General features: G+C 68.6%; 10 protein-coding genes. 2 read left to right on the top strand and 8 right to left on the bottom strand.

Annotation, left to right across the window (positions count from 1 at the left end; genetic code table 11):
- Positions 1 to 14: 14 nt before the first annotated feature.
- Entirely contained in the window at positions 15 to 4667 is a 4653-nt protein-coding gene (locus tag AB4Z18_RS01990; RefSeq protein WP_441781030.1) for a DUF7927 domain-containing protein, read from the bottom strand.
- A gap of 302 nt (positions 4668 to 4969) precedes the next feature.
- On the opposite strand from AB4Z18_RS01990, the gene AB4Z18_RS01985 reads away from it, so the two are divergent.
- Positions 4970 to 6532 carry a response regulator transcription factor gene (locus AB4Z18_RS01985; RefSeq protein WP_441781029.1) on the top strand — a complete coding sequence of 521 codons (1563 nt, stop codon included), beginning with the start codon at positions 4970 to 4972 and terminating at the stop codon, positions 6530 to 6532.
- Between the two features lie 106 nt (positions 6533 to 6638).
- Here AB4Z18_RS01985 and AB4Z18_RS01980 read toward each other — a convergent pair whose 3' ends face one another.
- The 5 genes from AB4Z18_RS01980 to AB4Z18_RS01960 all read right to left on the bottom strand — a co-directional run bounded on the left by AB4Z18_RS01980 (position 6639) and on the right by AB4Z18_RS01960 (position 13680).
- On the bottom strand, positions 6639 to 7397 hold the full coding sequence (locus AB4Z18_RS01980; RefSeq protein ID WP_441781028.1) for an SDR family NAD(P)-dependent oxidoreductase: 759 nt from the start codon (positions 7395 to 7397) through the stop codon (positions 6639 to 6641).
- Positions 7388 to 8542, bottom strand: coding sequence for an ATP-NAD kinase family protein (locus AB4Z18_RS01975; RefSeq protein WP_441781027.1), 1155 nt, complete (start codon positions 8540 to 8542; stop codon positions 7388 to 7390). The genes AB4Z18_RS01980 and AB4Z18_RS01975 overlap by 10 nt, the downstream gene beginning before the upstream one ends.
- Positions 8543 to 8636: 94 nt before the next feature.
- The gene (gene gcvPB, locus AB4Z18_RS01970) at positions 8637 to 10238 is read right to left on the bottom strand and encodes an aminomethyl-transferring glycine dehydrogenase subunit GcvPB (protein WP_441781026.1); all 1602 of its coding nucleotides are present in this window, start codon (positions 10236 to 10238) and stop codon (positions 8637 to 8639) included.
- Entirely contained in the window at positions 10235 to 11623 is a 1389-nt protein-coding gene (gene gcvPA / locus AB4Z18_RS01965) for an aminomethyl-transferring glycine dehydrogenase subunit GcvPA (protein WP_441781025.1), read from the bottom strand. The genes gcvPB and gcvPA overlap by 4 nt, the downstream gene beginning before the upstream one ends.
- The gene (locus AB4Z18_RS01960) at positions 11620 to 13680 is read right to left on the bottom strand and encodes a beta-galactosidase (RefSeq protein WP_441781024.1); all 2061 of its coding nucleotides are present in this window, start codon (positions 13678 to 13680) and stop codon (positions 11620 to 11622) included. The genes gcvPA and AB4Z18_RS01960 overlap by 4 nt, the downstream gene beginning before the upstream one ends.
- Positions 13681 to 13828: 148 nt before the next feature.
- Between AB4Z18_RS01960 and AB4Z18_RS01955 the strand changes: the two genes are divergently transcribed.
- Positions 13829 to 14488 carry a GntR family transcriptional regulator gene (locus AB4Z18_RS01955; protein ID WP_441781023.1) on the top strand — a complete coding sequence of 220 codons (660 nt, stop codon included), beginning with the start codon at positions 13829 to 13831 and terminating at the stop codon, positions 14486 to 14488.
- Positions 14489 to 14527: 39 nt separating this feature from the next.
- Here AB4Z18_RS01955 and AB4Z18_RS01950 read toward each other — a convergent pair whose 3' ends face one another.
- Together AB4Z18_RS01950 and AB4Z18_RS01945 are read right to left on the bottom strand one after the other, a co-directional pair.
- On the bottom strand, positions 14528 to 15346 hold the full coding sequence (locus AB4Z18_RS01950; protein WP_441781022.1) for a carbohydrate ABC transporter permease: 819 nt from the start codon (positions 15344 to 15346) through the stop codon (positions 14528 to 14530).
- A complete protein-coding gene (locus tag AB4Z18_RS01945; protein WP_441781021.1) occupies positions 15346 to 16272 on the bottom strand; it encodes a carbohydrate ABC transporter permease in 927 nt (308 codons plus the stop codon). The genes AB4Z18_RS01950 and AB4Z18_RS01945 overlap by 1 nt, the downstream gene beginning before the upstream one ends.

The raw sequence follows: 16272 nt of genomic DNA, 5'->3' as shown, positions 1-16272 counted from the left end.
ATCGTGTTTTCCGGTTACTCCGCAGCGCGGCGTCGTCGGATGATCAGAGCGCCGAATCCGCCGCCGAGCAGAGCCAGTGCCAGGAGCAGCCAGCCGGCGATGTCGCTACCGGTGGAGGCCAGCCCGGGAGCCGGCGGGTCGACGTGGTGGTTGGTGGTGCAGTCCGGGTTCTGATCGGCCGCAGGCACGCAGGCCGCGGTCTTGTCCGGGCTGGTGACGACATTGAGGATCTTCTTGTCCCCGTTGCCGTTCACGGTCACCGAGTAGGTGATCGTGACCACCTGCTTGACTCCGAGATCCCCGCTCCAGGTCAGCCTGTCGCCGTCGCGGACGACGGTGCCTGCCGTGGCCTTCTCGTTTCCGACCCACGATGCGTCATCGAGGACCTTGGAGAGGTCATCGACCACGGTGCCGTGGGTGGGGCCTTCACCGGTCTGGGTGACGGTGACGGTGTAGTCGATGCGGTCTCCGACCTTCACTTCCGTGTTGGTCTTCGGGTTCGACGTCTTCGAGTAGGTGTAGCCACCGTACTTGTGGATCGTTTCGCAGTTCGGCGTACCATCCGGTGCCGGCACGCACACACCGCCTCCGCCTGGTGAGGTGACGGCGTTGCGGATGGTGGTGTCACCACCGCCGACCACGGTCACCGAGTAGGTGATCGTCACCGTCTGGCCGACCCCCAGGTCACCGGTCCAGGTCAGCGAGTTGCCGTCCCGGACGACGGTGCCGGCCGTGGCCTGAGCGTCCTCGTTGTAGGTGGCGTCATCGAGCACACCGCTGAGGTCGTCGACCAGAGAGGCGCCAGGGAACGCGGCCGGCCCGAACTGGGTGGCGGTCACCGTGTAGGTGATGGTGTCACCGATCTTCACGCTCGACGGCGACTTCGGGTTCGACATCTTGGAGTACTCGAAGTCCCCGATCGGGTGCACGGTGCGGCAGTCCGGGTTCTGGTCCGGTGCCGGCACGCAGGTGCCGCCTGGGGACTCGACCTGGTTGTTCACCGTCAGGTTCCCGCTGCCGTGGATGACTTTCACCGAGTAGGTGATCGACACGGTCTGGCCGATCGCGAGGTCGCCATTCCAGGTCAGCGTGTTCCCGGAACGGGTCACGGTGCCGGAGTCGGCCTTCTCGTTGCCGACCCACGTGGAGTCGTCGAGCACGTCGGAGAGGTCATCGGTGACGGTGACATCCTTCTGCTCGACAGCGCCGACCTGGTTCACGTTCACCGTGTAGGTGATGATCTGGCCGACCGTGACCGCCGTCCCGGGAGCCGGGTCGGAGGTCTTCGAGTAGGTGTAGTCACCCACCGGGTGGGTGGTCTCGCAGTCGGACTGCAGCACACATCCCGGGGAGGTCACGACGTTGTCGAGCTTCGAATCTCCGAGCGCGGCCGCGTCCTTCACCGTGACGGAGTAGGTGATCTTCGCCACTCCCCCGACCGGAACCGTCCCCGACCAGTCGATGATGTCGCCGTTCAGCGTCGCCGTGCCGAGATCGGCAGCGAGGTCGTTGTTGTAGGTGGCATCGTCGGTCACACCGGCCAGCGCGTCGTGCAATTCAGCGTCGGCGGGAACCGTGCCCTTCTGCGTGACGGTGATCGTGTAGTTGATCACCTGGCCGGGCTTGACCGTGGAGCCGGAGGCCGGGTCGGACGACTTGACCACGCTGTAGTCCACGACGTCGACGCCAGCCGGGTCGCAGTTGATCGTGGGCGTGATCCCGGAATCGGCGGGGACGTCAGCGGCAGCACAGGCCGTGTTCACGCCCTCACCGCCGGTGGCGACGATCTGGTACTCGTGCGTCTGGGTCGCCCCGGGTGCCAGCGAGTCGATCGTGAAGGAGCCGAGCTGCGGCTGCTTGTCGTCGGAGACGACGATGTTCGTCAGCGTGCCCTGGCCGGTGTTCTCCACCACGATCCGGTACTTGATCGTGTCCCCGACCTTGAACGAGGGGTAGTCATCGACGGTGTTGGCGTCATGCCACGTCCCATCCAGGCCCTGCACGTACTTCTTCAGCGACGCCGAGTAGTAGTTGGCGACCGAGATCGGTGCCGAGGTGCGCATGACCAGTTCGGAGTGCTCAGCACGAGCCTGAGCCCGGTTGACCAGCAGGTCACCGCCCTTGACCCCGTCCGTGGCGATCTTCACCGTGAACTTCTGAGTAGCCCCAGGAGCCAGTGCCGGGCCGACGACGCGGACAGCGGTGGCGTTGGCGGTGAAGGTCGTGCTCCATCCCACACTGTTGCCGGCCGGGTCGCCGGCGGCGCCGTTGGAGGGATCGGCCGGGTCATCCGACAGGGTGGCCGGGTCGGCCGTGGTGTAGTACACCGTCGAGCCTGCGGCCGGGGTGACACCGGTCAGCGCGTAGCTGCCCGAGTAGCTGGTTCCCCGGTCATCGCCGTTGTACGGGAGGATGTCGATCGTGTCCGTGAAGGTCTGAGCCGTCGGATCGAAGGACCGGAGCGTGACCGTCCAGGAACCGTCGCCCTTGCCATCCCCATTGACGTTCGGGATGAAGGGCGTGTCCGCCGCCTTACCGATCGACGTGTAACCATTCGCCGCAACCGTCACCTGAGCCGTGGCCGGCCTGGACGTGGTCCCGGAGACCGTCGCCACTGCGGAGTTCTGCAGCACAGTGCCGGGCGCGACGGTGGGGGCCGCGACAGCCTGGTAGGTCAGCGCGTGCTCGACATTCGTCGTCACACCATCGATCACCCAGGTCAGCACCTGCTGGCCGGACCCGTTTGTCGACACCGCCGGGGCGGGAGTAGCCGACCCCTCGATATACGTCATCCCGACCGGAAGCGTGTCCACGATCTGGTACCCGTCGACCGAAGCCGGAAGGTTAGAGGGCACGTTCGCCGAGTAGGTGAGCGAGAATCCGGCGGCCTGTCCAGGGTTCACCGCCCCACGGTCTGCGGTCTTCTCGATGTACGGCGTCGCAGCGACGATACGTACCAGGTCACGGGCGGCCCCTACCGTGCACGGGTAGCGCAGGCCCGGGGTGGGCGTGGCGCACGAGCCGCTGCCGGTGTTCGACCAGGTGGTGCCGTCCGAAGTGGTGAGCATGAAGTCCCAGATGTCCTGACCGACCGGAACATCGTCCTTGACCACGGAGTGGACCTGCCAGCCGGCGTTGACGACGCCCCACGACTCGGCCTGACCCTGGGTCATGGTCACGCGAACGGCCTTGACCGTACTCGGATCAGCCGGAGGTGTGGTGGCCCACCCTGTCGTCCCGCCACAGTTCGGGAAGGCCTGCGGGTCGTAGGAAGCGCTTGCCGGGTTGACCGTGGGGTCGTTTCCGACGTAGTAGGAGATCACCGAACCCGGCCAAGCCCTCGGCGCGACGATGTCCTTGAACGTGAGGTACTTGGTGTCGATCGGGGCGCACATCCCGATGCCCAGAGTGTCGGCACGGTCGAAGCCGGGCAGCCCGGTCACCAGGCCCTGCTCGATGGTGGTGCCCGGCGAGACGACATAGGTGTTGTCGTAGTTGGTGCCGCCCGACCCGGTGTAAGCCCGGTTCCACGGGTCGGTGAACGTGCCCGGGTAGAACCACGTCTTGCTCACCGAGTTGTTGGACGGGTCGTCCTGAGCGGTGTCCGTACCTGCCGCAGACGTATACGTCGGCGCGGAGGACTGCAGGGTGATCGACCCGGCGGTGGTGGGGACAAGGTGCAGCCAGATCGAGCCGCTCGCCAGGGCAACCTGGTCCGCAGGAAGACCGCCTCCGGTCGAGTCCTTCGTCGCAGGGGTGGCCGGGTTGTAGTTGATGCCCGTCAGGGTCAGACGGAAGGTGTTCGCACTGAGCTTCTGAATGGTGCAGGTAGTGACCGGCTGGACCATCGAGTCCGCCGGGTGGCTTCCTCCCGACCAGGGGTGGCCGTTCGCAACCCCGGTAGTGAAGGGAGTGCAGCCCTGAGCGCCGACCGAGATGCTCGAGAAGGGTCCGCTGGTGGTCAGGTCGTACGTGACCGTCTGCGGGCCATCGGCGCTGCGCTTGTCCTTGCTCAGCGTCCACTCAAGGTCGAGGTCGACCGTCGGGCTCGCCGGGTAGCCCTGCAAGCTGTACGTGCTGGTGGCGACGCCCCAGCGGATGTCCATGCCGAAGGTGTTCTTGATGTCGATCGGCGGAAGGTCGGCGCTGTCACCCTGGATCGTGCCGGTTCCGGTGATCTGTGAACCGGTGTTGCCATCGGCACGGATCGGAGTCTGGATCACATGGGAGGTGCCCTCGTCCTTTGTGCCGAGGTTGCAGATCATGGTCTGCTTGTCGGCAGAGATGCTCGACACTGGGGTGACACCCGTGGTCAGACAGGAAGCCGGGAGTTCCTCGAACGTGCCGTTGGCGATCGTCAGAGTGAAGTTCACATTGTCGACCGGGTCGTTCGCCGGGGCGGCCGCGTCGTCGTTGACGTTCACTCGCCATTCGGCGGTGAGGACATCACCCGACTTCACCGTCGTCGGGGACCCATCTGCCCACTTGGCGGTGATCTCATACACCGGCGCTGCGAGAGCCGGTGCTGCGAAGGACAAGCCGGTCACGGCCAGCAGCACGCCGGAAAGGCCGGCGGTGAAGCGGTGCACCATGACACGGGTCCGCTTCCTGTGCCGCTTCAGACGTCGCCGGCGAGGCGACAGACCCGTGCCGATCTGTGCATCCATTTTGTGCGTCCCCACAGAGACCTCCCCGAATATCCAAAGGGGACAGCGCTCCCCAATTCAGAACTCAGCTAATCGGCCACGACACGCCGATGTCAGGACGAAGAGGGAAAGTCCACCCTGGAACCCGGGAAACTCCATCACTTACTACCCCCAAACGGGGTACGCTCGTGGAGCCGGGCGCAGGACAACCTGGGGGCCCGCGCCCCCCTCGATCGGGTGACACGGGTATGGAGTTGCCCCCTTCTATCGCAGGAAATCTGAGTCGTTGGTAAAGCTGGCAAGCTTGTTCCGGTGAGTGAACGATGACCTCTGACGAGCAGTCCGGAGACGCGAACCCGGCAACGGTCGACCCGCGGGTGCGGCCGTTCGATCTACCGGTGCTCGTAGCGGATACGGCCGCCCGTGACGGCTGGGAAGCGGCGAACTCGGTGATCGAAAGCCACTGGGACGCGTTCGCCAGTGTTGCCCCGAAGTATCTGCTTGCCGCTCTGAAAGCTCTTCCCGGGGAAGCGTTCGTCAACATGCCGAGCCTGAGCGTTGCCGCAAACTATCTGCAGCACGTCGTCATCGACGGGGAGCCGCGCAGATTCTTCCACGACGGCCGGCTCACGCCGAACCCTGACCCGGAAGCTTCAGCCAACCTCGACACCCTCATACTCCTTACAGGCAAAGCCGCCGGCGACCGGACCGCGGGCAGGCTTGAGGAGGCGCGGCGAACCGCGTTGGAGGCCAAAGCGGTCCTGGGCAAGATCTCGTCGGCTGACCGGGGCGAGTTCGTGGGATCGCTCCCCCACCTTCGCTTCCAGTGGGGTCGCACGCTGGACGCCGCCCAAGCATCCGGCGCTCTTGCTGAGTACGAGGAGGCCTACGATCTTGCCCGCCTCACCCGGCAGCCGGTGATAGCCCGCCGCGCCGCCGGCCATATCGCCTGGATGCACGCCGACCGCGGTCGCCTCAATGACGCAGACCTGTGGCTCGCTCGAGCGCAGGCCGAACCGGCGACCAACGGCCGCTACGACGTGATTCTGTTCCTCACCTCAGCCTTGCTCAAGCAGGACAGGCAAGATCCCACTGCACACGTCGACCTCGGCCGGGCGCTCGGCCTCCCCCTCGGTGAGCAATGGGCGGCCGCCCTCTGGGTGTCCGCGCTACTCGCGCACGGCAAACCCGGGGCGTCCTCCGTCGACGCCCGCCTCGAGCGCGAGCTCGAGCGGCACCCCGAAGTACACCTCGGCGGCGCCGACGCCCGCTACGTCAAAGCCGCGCGCGCCCGGCTCGCCCGGGCAAGGCCGCGACTGCGTGACGAGATCGCTCTCATCCCGACCGGGACAGCTCTTGACCCTCTGCTGGAGGCGTCGCATGCGTACTTTGAGGGCCGGTTCACCGATGCTCTCGCCAGCAGCGAAGAAGCCAGGAAACTGACCGCCGCTCCCCGAGTCGAGGCGCCCGCTCTATTGGTGGCATCGGCATCCCATCACGAGCTCGGACACTTCCCCACCGCGGCCGACTCGTTCCGCGCAGCGAACGTGATCATCCAGCAGGAGCGGATCTTCAGCGCGTACACCTTCGTCCCTGCGCGCACCCTCGCCACCATTGCCGAGCAAGCAGGAGAGCCGATCCACGGCAAACCGCTCACCGTCGGCGAGGACATTGCCGTGCCGAAACTGACCAACCGCGAACGCACCGTCCTCGAACTGCTCAGCAGCGGTCTCTCGATCCAACAGATCGCCGCTGAACTCTACATCAGCCCCAACACTCTAAAATCTGCGATGCAGGACCTCTACCGCAAGCTCGGCGTGAACTCCCGCGCAGCCGCGGTCCACTGGGCCAAACAGTCCGACATCTCTTTCAGAACCAAGAACTGAGGCCGGCGTACTCGACGGCCGGCTCTCCGCTCTGGCGCTGGCAGCGAATCCGTGAGCGATCTCTTGCGCGCGAGGCCGATCGCCCGCCCGCCACGCGGTACCGCGGTCAGGCGATGCCGCCGCCGTCGACCACCAGGGCCGCGCCGGTCACGTAAGAGGCCTCGTCGCTGGCCAGCCACACGACGGCCGCGGCGATCTCGCTCGGCTGGCCCATGCGGCTCAGCGGCCGGTCGGCGGCCTCCGCGAGGAACGAGCCTGTTTCCTGGCCGAGCTGGCGGGCCTCGTCGCGCAGCATCCCGGTGTCCACGTCGCCCGGGTTGACGGAGTTCACGCGGATGCCCTGCGGACCGTGGTCGATGGCGAGCGCTCGGGTCATGTTGACGACGGCGCCCTTCGACGCGCAGTACGAGATGGCCTGGCCGCCTCCCTTCAGGCCCCAGCCGCTTCCGGTGTTGATGATGGAGCCCTTGCCCGCCGCCGCCATCAGCGGCACGACGTGCTTGCACATCAGGAAGATGCCGCGCACGTTCACGCCGAACACGCGGTCCCACTCCTCGACCGTCGTCTCCACCGCGGTGGTGCGACGGATGATGCCCGCGTTGTTGAACGTGACATCGATGCCGCCGAAGGCCTTCACGACGGCGGCGACCGCGGCCTCGACCTCCGGCTCGGACGACACATCGGCACCGATGGCGATGGCCTCGCCGCCTGCCGCCCGGATCTCGGCGGCGACGGCCTCCGCCGCTTCCTGCTGCAGGTCGACGACCGCGACTCGTGCGCCCTCGGCGGCGAAGGCGAGGGAGGTGGCGCGACCGATGCCGCCCGCCCCTCCGGTGACGATGGCGGATTTGCCGGCTAGACGCATTCGGATGCTCCTTCGGTGGGGGCCGCCGCGGTCGCGACGGCACTGACAGGGTAGATGCTCGCCGTTGCGGGGCCGGTGACCACGGGGATGTGGCCGGCCAGCCGTGCGTCGAGCGCGGGGTCGCCGGTGTCGACCAGGAGAGGTCGGCCGGCGAGGTCGATCAGCTTCTGCTCGGTGGCGACGACGAGCAGGGGATGCTGCCCCAGCTGCGTCAGCACGCGCGCAGAAAGCTGTTGGTTGCCTCGTCCGAGCAGGAAGCCCTGCCCGCCGATGATGGTGACGACGGCCTGCGCCGGATGCCCGGCGACGGCGGCCAGGGCCTCCTGCTCGGTGACGTCGCGCTCGAGCAGCCGCCCATCCTGGATGACGTCGACGCCGAGCGGACTCGTGTCCAGGCACAGGCGACGGCCGACCTCGCGGGTCGTTCCGCCCGGGCCGAGCAGGTAGCGCACGCCGGGGAGCATGCGGGAGGCGGCGCCGGCGGCGGCGCGCTGAACGGCATCCCGTTCGCTCGCGGGTGTCGCGGCCTTGCGCGCCTGGGTCCGGCCGGCCGCGGCCGGAACCGGGACCAGCGCGAACAGGCGCGGCTCCGGACGGCCGGCGCGCAGCAGGGCCTCGTCGAGGTCGAGGACCTCGGCCTCGCCGGTGGACACGTTGCGACCGGCCTCCCAGTCTGCGACGAGCGCGCCGGCCGCGGCGGCACCGACGGCGAAGCATGCCGAGTACATCTTGACGCCCGCCGGGATACCGAGCACGGGTGTGCCGGCCGCCACGCCCCTGGCGATATCGCGAGCGGTGCCGTCGCCGCCGGCGAAGAGCACGAGCGAGGCGCCCGCCGCGCGGAGCTCCGCCGCGGCCCGGGCCGTGTCGTCGGGGCTGGACGGCGTGGCCGGCGCGTACACGACACGCGGGGTCAGGCCCGCGGCGGCGACGGCGTCCTCCCCCATCGGCCCTGCGGCCGTGAGCACCTCAGCCGCAGGATACGCGGCGGCCAGAACGCGAAGCGCCTCGGTCGCGCGTTCCCCCGCCCGGGCGCGGGAGCCCCGGCGGAGCGCTTCACGCTGCACGTCAAGCCCGTCGCTCCCGGCGAGGCCGGCCGGACCACCGACGCCCGCGAACGGGTTGACCACGAGCCCCAGCGTCACGAGACCAGCACTCCGCGAGCCGGGTGGTGAGTCGCTGCTCCCCTTTCGGCGGAGCGGCGGCAACTCGCCACCGCGCGACGGGTGGTGCGGGAGGTCACGCGGCTTCCTCGTCCGACGCGGAGGCCGCGGCCGTGGCGCCGAAATACTTGCGCTGGTAGGCGCGCCAGGTCACCGCCCAGCGATCGGGGTCGTCGAGGTCGTCGTGGTGGGTGTGGTGCACGGTCTGGTTGTGCGGCGCTGACCGCACGACCTCGGGCTGCTCCCGGGCCTCGCGCGCCACCTCGGCCAGTACGGACGCGTACTCGTCCAGCTCGGCCATCGAGTACGACTCGGTCGGCTCCAGCGTGAACGGCTGCGGCACCACGTACGGGTGGTGGCTGGTCCAGTAGTGCATCCCGAAGTCCGCCGCGCGGATGCCGATCTCTTCCGAACTGATGCCGGTCTCCTCGAACAGTTCCTGCCACGAGTAGCGCACTTGCTCGATGCGGCGGCGTCCTGTCGCATACGGCGCGCTCGCGCCGGGGATCTCCAGGATGCGTTTCATCAGGTAGTTGTTGTTCAGCACGGCGGTCTCGGCGACCGCCCGCAGCCCGGGGGCGCCGAGCGCGCGGATCCACGCGTAGGTGCGGACGATGTTCGGCACGACACCGTAGAACGGCGCGACGGAGCCGATCGACTGCGCCCGGTCGGCGTCGAGCACGTACCGGTCGTCGACCTTCTCGACCACCGGGCCCGGCAGGAAGGGCGCCAGCTCCTCCGACACCGCGTTCGCTCCGGAGCCCGGTCCGCCGCAGCCGTGCGGCGTGCCGAATGTCTTGTGCAGGTTGAAGTGGCACACGTCGAACCCGGCGTCGCGGGCACGGGTGATGCCGAGGATGCCGTTCGCGTTCGCCTGGTCGTACGACGCCAGCGCGCCGACCGAGTGCGCCAGATCCACCCACTCGCGGATGTGCGGGTTGTAGATGCCCGTATCTTCCGGATTCGTGACCATGATGGCCGCGGTGCGCGGCGAGATGGCCGCACGGAGGGCCTCTACGTCCGGGTAGCCGTCGGCGTCGGGGAAGATCGTGATGACCTTGTAGCCGGCCATCTTAGCGGCGGCCGCGTTCGATGGGTGAGAGAAGATCGTCGTGATCACCTCGTCGCGCTGCTCGCCCTCCCCGCGGGAGGCGTGGTACGCGCGGATCATCGAGATGTTGGCCCAGATCGCCTCCGAACCGCCCCCGGTCTGCAGCGATACGCGGCTCATGCCGGAGATCTCGGCGAGCATCCGCTCGGTACGCCAGATGATCTCCAGGACTCCCTGCGCCGACGCTTGGTCCTGCAGCGGGTGCAGCTCGGAGAGGTCGGGCGAGCGGACGATGGTCTCGTTGACCTTCGGCGCGTACTTCATGGTGCAGGTGCCCTGGCCCACGTCGACGTTGAGGTCGGCGCCCAGGTTCTCCTGGCTCAACCGCAGGAAATGCTTGAGCACGCGCATCTGGCCGATCTCGGGCAGCGCGGGCGGCTCGGGGCGGCGCAGGGAGGCGGGCAGCGCGGCGACGACGTCACCGACGGCCGCGCTCAGGCGCTCCTCGGCGCGCGACGGGAGCACGCCACGCTCGCCGGGGGCGTGCAACTCGAACACGATCGGCTCATCCCACCTGGCCTGGTGGAACCGCCGGAGTGCGGGCTTGGGGGCGATCGGCAGACTCACGCGGTCTTCTCCTTGTCAGCGTCCGCGAGCGCCGCGGCGAAGGCGGCGGCGAGCTCGTCGATGTCGGTCTGGGTGTTCTGCTCGGTGACGCACACGAGCAGACGGTCGTCGTCGAGCGCGAGGCCCGGCTCGAAGCCGGCGGCGCGCAGCTGGGTCACCAGCGCGGGCGCGGTGAGCGCGGCGGCCGAGAGGTCGAGCACGAACTCGCGGAAGTGGACGGCGTCATCCGCGTCCAGCACGCCGGGCAGCGCGGTCAGCACCTGCCGGGCGTACGCGGTGCGGGCGAGGAGGGTCTCTCCGAGCTCGACCATGCCCTGCGGTCCCATCAGAGAGAGGTAGACGCCTGCGGCGATGCCCCAGAGGGCCGCGGCCGTTCCCACCCACTCCTTGCCTTCCTCGCGCACAGCGAACGAGGTGCGGTCGTAGGCGACGTCACCGAAGCCGTACTCGCCGGGGACGTCGGTCGAGGCCAGGCCGAACAGCCGGGAGGGCATCTCCATCACGAGCCGCGGGTCGTCGTCGACGGCGATGAAGCCGGCGTGCGCTCCACCGAACCACGGGTGCAGGCCGAGCGACTGGATGTCGCCGTGCACGATGTCCGCGCCGAGGTCCGCGGGCGACGCGATGACACCGAGCGTGATCGGGTCCGTGCCGACCACCAGGAGCGCACCCACGCGGTGCGCCGCGTCCGCAAGCTGCGGGAGACGCGTCTCAAGCGCGCCGTGGAAGCTCGGCGATTCGACCCAGATGGCGGCCGTGTCCGGACCGATGTGCGTGAGTGCCGCATCCAGGTCGGCCTCCCCGCCGACGGTCGGAACGACGATCAGGTCGGCGATCGGGAGCACGTAGTCGCGCACCTTCGACAGCTTGTCCGGATGCGCGTCGCTCACCAGCACGACTCCGCGGCGGCCGGTCGCCCGGGTCGCCATCGCGAGCGAAGTGGAGGCGGCCTGGTAGCCGTCGTAGGTCGGCACGTTGACCACATCGAGGTTGAGCAGCTCGCCCATCAGCGACTGATACTCGAACAGGGCCTGGAAGCGGCCGTGGTCCTCGTACGGCTCGCCCGCGTATGCCGTGAGGAACTCGCTGCGGTTGATGACCTCGTCCACAACGGCGGGAACCGCGTGCAGGTACGTGCCGGCACCCAGGAACAGGCGGCCAGGGTCGGCCGCGCGGTTGCGGCGCAGCAGCCCGCCGACGTGCCGGACGAGGTCCTGCTCGGCGACGAGCGGCTCCGGCAGGTCGAGGTCGCGGCCGAGACGCAGGTCGGCGGGCACGTCGGCGTAGAACTCGTCCACGCTCGCGGCGCCCACCGCGTCCAGCATCGCCTGGCGCGACGCGGGCGCCGTGTTCGGGATGTAGGGGTGGATGAAGGGGTCGGTCATGCTTGCCTCTCGTTCGCGTGCTGTGCAGGATGCTCGATCACGGCGACGCCGAACGCGTCGAGCGGCAGCCCTGTGCCGGCGTCCGCGCCTGTCAGCAGGTCAGTGCCGCCGGGGATGCGCGGCGCGGTACGCGCGTCGCGGCCGTGGTTGAGCACGAAGGTGAAGTCGGTGGTGCCGTCGGTGCGGGTGACGACCTCGAGGGCGGTGTCGGGAGCGCGGGCCGGGAGGTCGGCAGCGGCGAAGACCGCGGAGAGCACCGCGCGCATCCCCTCCTCGTCCAGACCGGCCGCCAGATACCAAGCGGCGCCGCTGCCGAGGGCGCGCCGGGTGAGGGCGGGCATCCCGGCCAGCTCACCGTCGGCGAAGCGGGCCAGCACGTCCGTGCCCTCGTCTGCATCGATCCATTCGCCCCAGATCCGCGTGGAGTGGACCCGGCCGCCGAGTTCCACCGTGCGGTGTCCGCCGTCCGGCACGGGCCACCACTCGTCGACCTCCACACCGAGCAGGTCACGCAGGGGACCCGGCGCCCCGCCCGCGTGGATCTGCTCGCGGTGGTCGACGACGCCGGAGAACGGACCGACGACGAGCTGACCGCCGTCCGCCACGAAGGCGGTGAGCGCCTCCGCCTGCTCTCCGGTCGCCGCGTACAGGTTGGGGACGAGCACCACGCGGTGGTCGCCGAACGGCCCGCCCGCCCGAGCCACATCCACCGGCTGCCCGAGCGCGAACGCGGCGGCGTGCCACGCCCGTGCCTCGGTCAGCCAGTCGAGGCGTTGCGACGGCATCGACTCGGTCTGGGTGACGCCCCACCAGGCGTCCCAGTCGGCGACGAGCGCGACGGATGAGCGCACCCGCGTGCCGCGCACGGACTCCAGCCGCTTCAGCTCGGCACCGAGCGCCTTCGTCTCGCGGAACGTCCTGCTGCGCTCTCCGCGGTGGCCGAGCATCGCGGAGTGGAACTTCTCCGGGCCGAACTTCGCCTGGCGCCACTGGAAGAACATCACGCCGTCGGAACCGTGCGCGACCGCCTGCAGACTGCCGAGGCGCATCTGTCCCGGTGCTTTCGGGACGTTGACCTCCCGCCAGCTGACCGCGCTGGGCGCCTGCTCCAGCAGCAGCCACGGCCTCCCTTCCTTCAGGCTGCGCATCAGCCCGTAGTTGAGGGCGGCGCCGACGTGGGCGAGTGGATCGGCGGGGTCCGGGTAGGCGTCGTCTGTCACCAGATCCTCGGCCGCTGCGAAGTCCCAGTAGTCGAGCTCACGGAACAGGCTCATGAAGTTGGTGGTCACGGCGACCTCCGGCGTGATCTCGCGCAGCACATCCACCTCGGACTGGAACAGCTCGAGCAGGGCGTCGGAGGAGAAACGGTCGAAGTCGACGAGCTCGGCCGGGTTGATCGGACCCGTCGCACTGCGCGGGGGCTCGATCTGGTCGAAGCTCAGGTAGTTCTGGCCCCAGCAGCTGGTGCCCCAGGCCTCGTTGAGACCGGCGATGTCGCCATAGCGGGACTGCAGCCAGCGCCGGAAGTGCCGCGCCGACTCCGGGCACCAACAGCGGGAGACGTGGTCGCCGTACTCGTTGGAGACGTGCCAGAGCGCCAGCGCCGGATGCTCGCGATAGCGATCGGCCAGGGCCCTCGTCAGGCGCAGTGCCGCCTCCCGGAACACCGGGGAACTCGGGCAGTACGACTGCCGCGACCCGAACTCCAGCCGCACACCGGACGCGTTCCACGGCAGGACCTCGGGATGCGCGCGCACCAGCCAGGCGGGCGGCGTCGCCGTCGCCGTGGCCAGGTCGACTTTGATGCCGTTCTGCCAGAGCAGATCGATGATCCGATCGAGGCCCGCGAAGTCCCAGACGCCCGGCTCCGGCTCCAGTAGCGGCCAGGAGAACACTGGGAGCGTGACCAGATTGACGCCCGCCTCGACCATGAGGCGCACATCCTCCGCCCAGACCTCCTCGGGCCACTGGTCGGGGTTGTAGTCGCCGCCGTAGGCGAGTGCGTCGAGTCGGATGGCGCGCGGTGGCCGGATGCTGCGCGGCACGGGGATCGTCATCGGTCTCCTGGATCAGTCGGATTCGGGGGTCGACACGGTTGTCTTCCAGCTCGTGTCGACTGTATTCTGTATACAGTAACGCTATGGCGTTCGCCGCGACGGGTCAACCCCTAAGCTGGCGTGGCCCGGCAGGCTGGAGGGATCCGATATGACGATTGAGCGCAAGAACCTGCGTTCCCAGGTGCGCGAAGAACTGATCGCGCGCATGCGGGCCGGCGAAGTTCGTCCCGGCGAGAGCATCAACGAAGTGCAGCTCGCCGCCGAGCTCGGCGTCAGCCGCACGCCGCTCCGGGAGGCGCTGATCGCGCTCGAGAGCGAAGGCCAGATCGAGAGCGAGAACGGCAAGGGTTTCCGCTTCGTGCCGCTCAGCGCGCAGGAGTTCGAGGAGCTCTGCCCGATCATCGTCACCCTCGAAGGCCTCGGCCTCGACCTGACGCCGGTCGACGAGCTCGCCGTGATCGGCGAGCGTCTTGCGTCGCTCGCCGCGGCCTTCTCCGACGACGTGGCCGAGCACGCGGTCGTCAACCGCAAAGACGACGAGTGGCACAACCTCATGCTGAGCGCCTGCCCCAACCGCAAGCTGCTGGAGCAGATCACGCAGGTGCGCAGCGCCATCCACCGCTACGAGTCCCTTCTGGTCGGAGATGATGTGCTGGTGGAGCGCTCCGCCGAGGAGCACTCGGCGATCGCGCAGCACCTGATCCACCGGGACGTCGCCGCAGCGAAGGCCGCACTCGCCGAGAACTGGACCAACGGCATGCGCCGCCTGCTGGCCGATGCCGGTATCAAGTGGGAACGGCTGAGCTAGCAGCCGCTCCCCCACCCTCGGCAAGCGGGACGAGACCACTCAGCCCTTGACCGCGCCTCCGAGCAGGCCGGAGACGAACTGGCGCTGGAACACCAGGAACAGCAGCAGCAGGGGCAGCGTCGCAAGCAGCGAGCCCAGCATCAGGCCGGAGTAGTCGACGCGGGAGAGGCCGATCATGGTGTTGAGGGCGACCGGGATCGTGTACTTGTCCTCGGTGTTCAACATCAGGAGCGGCCAGATGAAGGCGTTCCACTGGCTGACGAACGTATAGATGAGGAGTGCCGCCAGCTGCGGGCGTGCGACCGGGAGCACGACACGGTAGAAGGTGCGGAGCTCGCCTGCTCCATCGATCCTTGCCGCCTCCACGATCGTGTCGGGGAAGTCGAGGAACGCTTGCCGCATCAGGAAGATCCCGAACGCGTTGGCGAGGAACGGGAGGATCACCGCCTGGTACGTGTCTATCCACCCGGCGCTCGCCATCATCTGGAACAGCGGCACCAGGAGCACCTGCATCGGGATCATCATGGTGCCGAGCACCACCGCGAGCATCACCCCGCGACCCCGGAACCGGAACTTGGCCAGCCCGTAGCCGGCGAGCACGCTGACCGCCGAACTGAACACCGTGTAGATCACGGCGATCAGGACGCTGTTGAGCATCACCTGGGCGAAGCCTGTCTGCTCCTGCAGCCGCCCGAGATTACGCCAGAACTCCCCTCCGGGCAGGATCGGCAACGGCCGCGCGAACAGGTCGGCAGTAGTGTGCGTCGACGCGGTGAGCATCCAGAGGAACGGCACGACGCTGATCACGGCGCCGGCGGCGAGGAGCACGTAAGCGGGGGCGTGGCGGAGAGCGCGCATCACTTCTTCTCCCGGAGCAGACGGAACTGGATGATCGAGATGACGCCGGTGAGCAGCACGAGCACCCAGGCGATGGCGGAGGCGTATCCCGGCTCGAACTGCTGGAAGCCGACCTTGTACAGGTAGAGCACGGGGGTCAGCGTGGCATTGTTGGGGCCGCCCCCGGTGAGGATCACGTTCTCGTCGAACAGCTGAAGCGCGCCGATCGTCGAGGTCACGGTGGTGAACACGATTGCCGGACGCAGCTGCGGGACGACGACACGGGCGAAGGTCGCCCAGCGACCGGCGCCATCGATGCGCGCAGCCTCGTATTGTTCGGCCGGGATGCTCTGCAGGCCCGCGAGCAGGATGACCATGTTGTAGCCGGTCCAGCGCCAGGTGATGGACGCGATGAGCGCGACCCGCGCCCACAGCTCGCTGTCGAGCCAGTCGACCGGCGCGACTCCGACCAGGCCGAGCAGCTGGTTGACCGCGCCGCCGTCCGTCGCCAGCAGCACCCGGAAGACGACGGAGTACGCGACCAGGGTGGTGACGGCGGGCAGGAAGTACAGCAGCCGGAAGCCGGAGCGGAACCGCAGCCAGGTCTGGTTGAGCACGTACGCGAGGCCCAGAGCGACGCCGATCATCACCGGCACCTGGATCACGAGGATGAGAAACGCGTTGCCGAGGCTGGTCGCGACCAGCGGATCCTGGAACAGCCGCAGGTACTGGTCGAGGCCCACCCACCGCAGCTCCCCGCCCCGGGTGCTGAAGAAGCTCTGCCACAGCGAGATGACAAGCGGATACGCGAAGAAGACGGCGAACAGCACGGCGGCGGGGAGCGCGAACCACGCGCCCGGTCGCTGCAGCCTGCGCTGCAGCGACCGGGCGCGGGTGGGCGCCCGTCGCGCCTCCCCACTCCGGGTGACGATGTCTACGGCAGCCAT

The sequence above is a fragment of the Leifsonia sp. 2TAF2 genome (genome assembly GCF_052115085.1).
Taxonomy (GTDB): domain Bacteria; phylum Actinomycetota; class Actinomycetes; order Actinomycetales; family Microbacteriaceae; genus Leifsonia.
This window is presented reverse-complemented; position numbering and strand designations above follow the sequence as displayed.

What these genes read in the sequence shown, in the direction of transcription:
- AB4Z18_RS01955 (WP_441781023.1), top strand. Translation starts at nt 13,829, where the DNA reads ATGACGATTGAGCGCAAGAACCTGCGTTCCCAGGTGCGCGAAGAACTG.
- AB4Z18_RS01985 (WP_441781029.1), top strand. Translation starts at nt 4,970, where the DNA reads ATGACCTCTGACGAGCAGTCCGGAGACGCGAACCCGGCAACGGTCGAC.
- gcvPA (WP_441781025.1), bottom strand. Translation starts at nt 11,623, where the DNA reads ATGACCGACCCCTTCATCCACCCCTACATCCCGAACACGGCGCCCGCG.
- AB4Z18_RS01945 (WP_441781021.1), bottom strand. Translation starts at nt 16,272, where the DNA reads ATGGCTGCCGTAGACATCGTCACCCGGAGTGGGGAGGCGCGACGGGCG.
- AB4Z18_RS01960 (WP_441781024.1), bottom strand. Translation starts at nt 13,680, where the DNA reads ATGACGATCCCCGTGCCGCGCAGCATCCGGCCACCGCGCGCCATCCGA.
- AB4Z18_RS01990 (WP_441781030.1), bottom strand. Translation starts at nt 4,667, where the DNA reads ATGGATGCACAGATCGGCACGGGTCTGTCGCCTCGCCGGCGACGTCTG.
- AB4Z18_RS01950 (WP_441781022.1), bottom strand. Translation starts at nt 15,346, where the DNA reads ATGCGCGCTCTCCGCCACGCCCCCGCTTACGTGCTCCTCGCCGCCGGC.
- AB4Z18_RS01980 (WP_441781028.1), bottom strand. Translation starts at nt 7,397, where the DNA reads ATGCGTCTAGCCGGCAAATCCGCCATCGTCACCGGAGGGGCGGGCGGC.